The 6,167-nt window shown below is 74.2% G+C and carries 6 protein-coding genes; 4 read left to right on the top strand and 2 right to left on the bottom strand.

All coding sequences use genetic code 11. The features are described 5' to 3' along the window. Positions 1–214: 214 nt before the first annotated feature. Genes AB0D45_RS34340 through AB0D45_RS34330 form a run of 3 tightly spaced genes read left to right on the top strand, consistent with a single transcriptional unit; the run spans position 215 to position 3,612 of the window. On the top strand, positions 215–1,390 hold the full coding sequence (locus AB0D45_RS34340) for a trypsin-like peptidase domain-containing protein (RefSeq protein ID WP_362466514.1): 1,176 nt from the start codon (positions 215–217) through the stop codon (positions 1,388–1,390). Positions 1,391–1,441: 51 nt separating this feature from the next. Next, positions 1,442–2,176: a response regulator transcription factor gene (locus tag AB0D45_RS34335; RefSeq protein WP_361608602.1), complete on the top strand. Its 735-nt coding sequence runs from the start codon at positions 1,442–1,444 to the stop codon at positions 2,174–2,176. After that, on the top strand, positions 2,173–3,612 hold the full coding sequence (locus tag AB0D45_RS34330) for a HAMP domain-containing sensor histidine kinase (protein ID WP_362466511.1): 1,440 nt from the start codon (positions 2,173–2,175) through the stop codon (positions 3,610–3,612). Before AB0D45_RS34335 ends, AB0D45_RS34330 begins: the two co-directional genes overlap by 4 nt. Here the strand turns inward: AB0D45_RS34330 and AB0D45_RS34325 are convergent. Together AB0D45_RS34325 and AB0D45_RS34320 are read right to left on the bottom strand one after the other, a co-directional pair. Continuing rightward, a complete protein-coding gene (locus AB0D45_RS34325) occupies positions 3,592–4,467 on the bottom strand; it encodes a phosphatidylinositol-specific phospholipase C (RefSeq protein ID WP_362466508.1) in 876 nt (291 codons plus the stop codon). The two genes, AB0D45_RS34330 and AB0D45_RS34325, sit on opposite strands and share 21 nt — an antisense overlap. A 61-nt stretch (positions 4,468–4,528) precedes the next feature. Next, positions 4,529–5,116 carry a helix-turn-helix domain-containing protein gene (locus AB0D45_RS34320; RefSeq protein ID WP_362466506.1) on the bottom strand — a complete coding sequence of 196 codons (588 nt, stop codon included), beginning with the start codon at positions 5,114–5,116 and terminating at the stop codon, positions 4,529–4,531. A 128-nt stretch (positions 5,117–5,244) separates the two neighbouring features. On the opposite strand from AB0D45_RS34320, the gene AB0D45_RS34315 reads away from it, so the two are divergent. After that, positions 5,245–6,030 (top strand): alpha/beta hydrolase, encoded by a 786-nt coding sequence (locus AB0D45_RS34315; protein WP_362466503.1) that lies wholly within the window; start codon positions 5,245–5,247, stop codon positions 6,028–6,030. Positions 6,031–6,167 lie beyond the last annotated feature (137 nt).

The raw sequence follows: 6,167 nt of genomic DNA, 5'->3' as shown, positions 1-6,167 counted from the left end.
GTACGCGGGCGGCCCTCCGCCTTGCGATGCACGGCACCAGACGCCGCAGGGCCCGCCCTTCGGGCGGCCGGCGCTACTTTGCGGACACCCCCTAGGGCGCGTCCTTCCCCCGCCCCGGTGGCGAGGGGGGTTTTATGCCGGGCCTACGGGGTTCTGTCGGGCTTCTCAGGCGGGATTCAGAATGCTTTCATCATCCGCGGACAGAGTCGCTGGCATGACCGACAGCTTCCGCCGCGACGGCGGCCACCCGCAGCAGAACCAGGAGAACGGCCCGGACCGCCACGGCGCGCCCTTCGGGGACGACTGGCAGCGGGGCCGCGAGCGGCTGGCCCGGGATGCCGGGGGCGGCGGGTATCCGCCGCCGCCCCCGTACCCGCCGGGCAGCGCGGACGGCCGTGCCCCCGGCTGGTACGAGGCGCACCAGCCGCCGGTGGCCCCCGCGGCCGCCCCGGCCGGGCCCGCGCACGCGGCCCGCGCCAGGCGCCCCGTCGGGCTGATCACCGCCGTCGCCCTCGCGGCGGCCCTGGTCGGCGGCGGTACGGCCGTCGGCGTGCAGCAGTTCCTCGGGCAGGGCGGAGCCGCCGGCGGCGGCTTCAGCGGGACCAACGTCTCGCAGTCCGGCTCCGGCACCGTCGCAGGCGTCTCCGAGCAGGTCAGCCCGTCCGTCGTCCGCATCGACACCCGCACCGGTTCCGCGCAGGGCGGCACCGGCACCGGCTCCGGCTTCGTGCTCACCGCCGACGGCGAGATCGCCACCAACAACCACGTCGTCGCCGGCGCCTCCGAGATCGGGGTGACGACGAGCGACGGGAAGAAGTACGAGGCGAAGATCGTCGGGACCGATCCCGACAAGGACCTCGCCCTGATCAAGCTCCAGGGCGCGAGCGGCCTCAAGCCCGCCAGGCTCGGCGACTCCGACCGGCTCAAGGTCGGCGACGAGGTCGTCGCCATCGGCTCTCCCGACCGCCTGACCGGCACCGTCACCAGCGGCATCGTCTCGGCGCTGAACCGCGAGGTGAACGTGCCCAAGTCCGAGGACCGCCGGCAGTCCCCGCAGCGGCAGGGCGGCGGCTGGCCGTTCTCGTACGGCGGGCAGCAGTTCAACGGCACGACCGGCTCGGACACCACCTCCTACAAGGCCATCCAGACGGACGCCTCGCTCAACCCGGGCAACTCCGGGGGCGCCCTCGTCAACATGAACGGCGAGATCGTCGGCATGCCCTCCGCGATCTACTCGCCCGCCGGCGACAGCTCCGGCGCCGGGAGCGTCGGCCTCGGCTTCGCCATCCCGGTCAACACCGTCAAGGCCGACCTCGACTCCCTCCGCCGGGGCGGCGCGGGCCAGGGCGGCGGCGACAGCGGCGCCACCGGCTTCGGCACCTCCTTCTGAGACCCTGGGAGCTGTCCCGCGCACCGACCACCACCCCTGGGGGGAACCGTCATGAATCCCGCCGAAGGCGACCCGCAGCGGATCCTCGTCGTCGACGACGAGCCGGCCGTACGTGAGGCCCTGCGCCGCAGCCTCGCCTTCGAGGGGTACGCCGTGGCGACCGCCGTCGACGGCCTCGACGCCCTCGACCAGGCGGCCTCGTACGGCCCGGACCTGATCGTCCTGGACATCCAGATGCCGCGGATGGACGGCCTGACGGCGGCCCGCCGGCTGCGTGCCTCCGGCAGCGTCACCCCGGTGCTGATGCTGACCGCCCGCGACACCGTCGGCGACCGCGTCACCGGCCTCGACGCGGGCGCCGACGACTACCTCGTCAAGCCGTTCGAGCTGGACGAGCTCTTCGCCCGCGTCCGCGCGCTGCTGCGCCGCAGCTCCTACGCCGCCCCCGCGGCCGGGCCGGAACCCGCCGGTGACGCCCTCACCTTCGGCGACCTGCGCATGGACCTCGCCACCCGCGAGGTCACCCGCGGCGGGCGGCCGGTGGAGCTGACCCGTACGGAGTTCACGCTGCTGGAGATGTTCCTCGCGCACCCGCGCCAGGTGCTGACCCGCGAGCAGATCCTCAAGACGGTGTGGGGCTTCGACTTCGAGCCCAGCTCCAACTCCCTGGACGTGTACGTGATGTACCTGCGCCGCAAGACCGAGGCGGGCGGCGAGCCGCGCCTGGTGCACACCGTGCGCGGGGTCGGCTACGTCCTGCGCGCCGGCGACGGCGGGCCCGAGTGAGCCCGGCCGCCCGGTTCCGCGCCCTGCCGCTGCGCTCGCGCCTCGCGCTGCTGGTCACCGTGGCGGTGGCGGTGGCCGTGGCGGCGGTGGCGGGGGTGTCCTGGGTGATGGTCCGGGCCCAGCTGAACGACCAGCTCAACCAGTCCCTGATGGCCACGAACCCCAACGACCAGGTGCTGCGCACCCTGCGCGAGGGATGCGCGACCCGGCCGGCCCAGACCTCGCCCAGCATCGCCGAGGAACTGAACGCGACGGTCCAGATCGTCACCGCCGACGGCGGCCGCTGCCTGGTCGACGGCCGGCGCGACCTGCCGGTCACCCAGGCCGACCTGGAGGTCGCGGCGACCCCGAACGCCCGACGGCTGCACGACGTGACGACCGACGACGGCACCGGCATGCGCGTCTACACCAAGTCCGCCAGCCTCCCCGGCGGACAGCGGTTCGCGATCTCCATCGCCAAGCCCCTCGCCGACATCGACAAGCCCCTCTCCACCCTCGCCTGGGTGCTGCTCCTGGTTTCGGGCATCGGCGTCGTGGGCGCCGGCGCGGCCGGCCTGTGGGTGGCCCGCACGGGGCTGCGGCCCGTCGACGAACTGACCGGGGTCGTCGAGCACGTCGCCCGGACCGAGGACCTGACGGTACGGATCCCCGAGGAGGGCGACGACGAGATCGCCCGGCTGTCACGGTCCTTCAACTCCATGACCGCCGCGCTCGCCTCCTCCCAGGAGCGCCAGGCCCAGCTGATCGCCGACGCCGGGCACGAGCTGCGGACCCCGCTCACCTCGCTCCGCACCAACATCGAGCTGCTCGCGCGCAGCGAGGAGACCGGCCGCGCCATCCCGCCCGAGGACCGGCGGGAGCTGCTCGCCTCCGTCAAGGCGCAGATGACGGAGCTGGCCGCGCTGATCGGCGACCTCCAGGAGCTGTCCCGCCCGGACGCGGCCCCGCACGCCCCGCTGGGGGTGGTGGCCCTGCACGAGATCGCCGCCTCGGCCCTGTCCCGGGCCCGGCTGCGGGGACCGGAGCTGCGCTTCGAATCCGCCCTGGAGCCCTGGTACGTGCGGGGCGAGGCGGCGGCGCTGGAGCGGGCGGTGGTCAACGTCCTGGACAACGCGGTGAAGTTCAGCCCCCCGGGCGGCGCGGTCGAGGTGTCCCTGCGGGCGGGGGAGCTGACCGTACGCGACCACGGCCCGGGCATCCCGGCCGATGACCTCCCGCACGTCTTCGAGCGGTTCTGGCGCTCTCCCTCGGCCCGTGCCCTGCCCGGCAGCGGGCTGGGCCTGTCGATCGTGGCCCGTACGGCGGCCCGCGCGGGCGGCAGCGCGGAGCTGCGGGCCGCCGCGGACGGGGCGGGCGGCACGGAGGCGGTCCTGCGCATCCCGGGCGCCCCCGCCCCGCCGCCGTCGCCGGAGCCGTCAGTTGTGCCGGATCAGTGAGGCGACCAGCCCGGAGCGGGTGTTCGGGAAGTCCATCGGGACGATGCCGAGGCCGGTGCGGCCGGCCAGTTCGGCGCCGTCGACGAAGGCGTGGACCTGCGGGTTGAGGCGGTCGGAGTTCCACCGCGGGGGCATGTACGCGGCCGTGCTGACGTAGTTGACGAAGAGCTTGCCGGGCTGCTGGACGGCCTTGCGGAAGTGGTTCTCGATGCGGGTGCGCTTGGCGAAGGGCTCGGTGTTGTAGTCGTCCTGGATGTCGAAGACGGCTCCGTCGCCGTAGCGCAGGCCGGGCAGTCCGGCGTTGTCGGCGAGGAGGACGACCTTGCCGCGGGCCTGCCCGAGGGTGGGCAGGGTGTCGGCGATCCGGAAGAGCGGGCGCCAGCCGCGGTGGTCGAGGTAGTCGTCGAAGACGGCGCGGAAGGTGGCGTCGCTGTCGGAGGAGTACTCCTGCTTGACGCGCATCAGCACCGTCTCGGAGGGGTGCGCGGCGAGGAAGTTCCAGCAGGCGACGAGGACGTCACCGAACATCAGGTCCTGGTAGAACGCGCCGTGGTGGATGGCGAAGGAGCCGCCGGTCACCCGGCAGCGGACGTCCAGGAAGCGGATCCCGGAGTCCAGCTGTTCGGCGATCGAGGTGTTCTGGCAGGCGACGTACAGCCCGCCCTGGCGGGCGCCGGAGTCGTGGGTGCCGGGGATGGTCATCCGCTGGAGGGCGGTGGAGTCGGCCAGGCCGGCCATCCAGTCCTGTGTGCCGAGGGCCCTCGCGGAGGCGGGTGCCGCCGCCCCGAGCCCCAGGAGCGCGCCCGCGCCCGCCGCCGTCGCCCCGACCAGAAACGCCCGTCGGTCCACTGCCATGCCCCGCCCCTTCGCCGACCCGGTGATGGGACGGGATTATGGCGTGCGGAAGCGGCGTTTACTACCCGTCGGTAGGGGCGGGCTTCTCCAGCAACTCGACCATCCTGCGCAGCCCTTGGGTCAGCTCGCTGCCGGTCGGGGCCTGCTCGGGGTCGGTCAGGGCCTGCACCATGACCCCGCTCAGCAGTGCGAGGTGCAGCGACCCGAGGGCCCGTACGTCCTCCTCCGCCACCGCCTCCTCGGGCACCCCGGCCAGGTGGGCGGCCACCATGCGCCGGGACCGGCGCTGGCCCTCGGCGAGCGCCGCGAGGAGTTCGGGCGAGGACTGGGCGTGCACGAAGGCCTCGATGTTGGCGGTCCACAGCCAGCGCATGTCGAGGAAGTCGCGGACCTTGCGGTCCCAGGTGTCGGCGTACCGTTCCGCCGCGGTCGCGCCCTGCCCGGTGAGCCGGCCGGAGCCGGCGGCCCACTCGTCCATCGCGGCGAACAGCGCCTGGTTGAGCAGCGCCTCGCGCGATCCGAAGTGGTAGCCGATCGCGGCCATGCTCACCTGCGCGGCCGAGGCGATGTCGCGCACGGTCGTGCGCGCGTACCCCTTCTCCTCAAGGCAGCGGCGCGCTCCGGCCAGCAGCTCCTCGCGATTTCCCATGCCGTGGATGGTATCGGCCGCGCGGTATTGGGCGGCTGCGCAATACATTTGTATTGCGCGCTTGCCCAAACGCTGGCAGGGTGGTGCCCGCAGCCACCACCTGGGCCGACGAACGGGGAGATCCGCACATGCGCAACACACTGGACATCGACGGACGGGCGCTGTCGTACCTGGACTTCGGCGGCACCGGCCGCCCGCTGCTCGCCCTGCACGGCGGGATGTCCGAAGCCGCCGCCTTCACGGGCCTGGCCGCCTCCCTCGGCGACGCGTGGCGGGTCATCGCCCCCGACCAGCGCGGCCACGGCGACTCCGACCGCGCCCCGCACTACCGCCGCGAGGGGTACGTCGCCGACGCCGTCGCCCTCCTCGACCACCTCGGCCTCACCGAGCCCGTCACCGTCCTCGGCTACTCCCTCGGCGGGCTCAACGCCTACCACCTGGCCGCCGCCCACCCCGGCCGGGTGGGCGCCCTGATCGGCGTCGACGCCACCGTCGACATCGACATCCCGGCCGGCCCGCAGTGGTTCGACTTCCTCGGGGCCCTCCCCTACAGCGCCCCCACCCGCGGGGAGCTGCTCGCCGCCGTCGACCCGGCCGCCCTGCCGTTCGTCGCCGACGGGGTGCGCCCGCTCTCCGACGGGAGCGGCTGGCGGCTCGCCTTCCACGGACAGGACATGCTCGACTCCATCCGCGCCTGCCGGGGCGACCACTGGGACACCTGGCTCGCGAGCACCTGCCCGGCCCTGCTGATCCACGCCACCCGCAGCCAGGCGCTCACGCGGGCCACCGCCGACGCCATGGTCACCCGGCGCCCGGGGACCTCGTACACCGCCCTGGAAGGGGACCACTTCGTGCCCTTCACGGACCCCGAGGGCTTCCACGCGGCCGTCGGGACGTTCCTCGCCGCGCTCTGAGGCCCGACCCTCCGCCACGGGGGTGCGGGGGATCCGGGGAAAGCCCGAGGGGGGGGGGGGGGGGGGCCGCCCCCCCCCCCCCCCCCGCGGCCGCCCCCCCCCCCCGCCGCCAGGCGGAGCCAAGGGAAACTGGTAAG

This window comes from Streptomyces sp. NPDC048352, from assembly GCF_040651895.1.
Classification (GTDB): domain Bacteria; phylum Actinomycetota; class Actinomycetes; order Streptomycetales; family Streptomycetaceae; genus Streptomyces.
Note: the sequence above shows the minus strand (reverse complement) of the source record. Positions and strands in the feature narration are given on the sequence as shown.

Coding starts and splice junctions, on each gene's coding strand:
- AB0D45_RS34340 (WP_362466514.1), top strand. CDS start 215: ATGACCGACAGCTTCCGCCGCGACGGCGGCCACCCGCAGCAGAACCAG.
- AB0D45_RS34335 (WP_361608602.1), top strand. CDS start 1,442: ATGAATCCCGCCGAAGGCGACCCGCAGCGGATCCTCGTCGTCGACGAC.
- AB0D45_RS34325 (WP_362466508.1), bottom strand. CDS start 4,467: ATGGCAGTGGACCGACGGGCGTTTCTGGTCGGGGCGACGGCGGCGGGC.
- AB0D45_RS34320 (WP_362466506.1), bottom strand. CDS start 5,116: ATGGGAAATCGCGAGGAGCTGCTGGCCGGAGCGCGCCGCTGCCTTGAG.
- AB0D45_RS34315 (WP_362466503.1), top strand. CDS start 5,245: ATGCGCAACACACTGGACATCGACGGACGGGCGCTGTCGTACCTGGAC.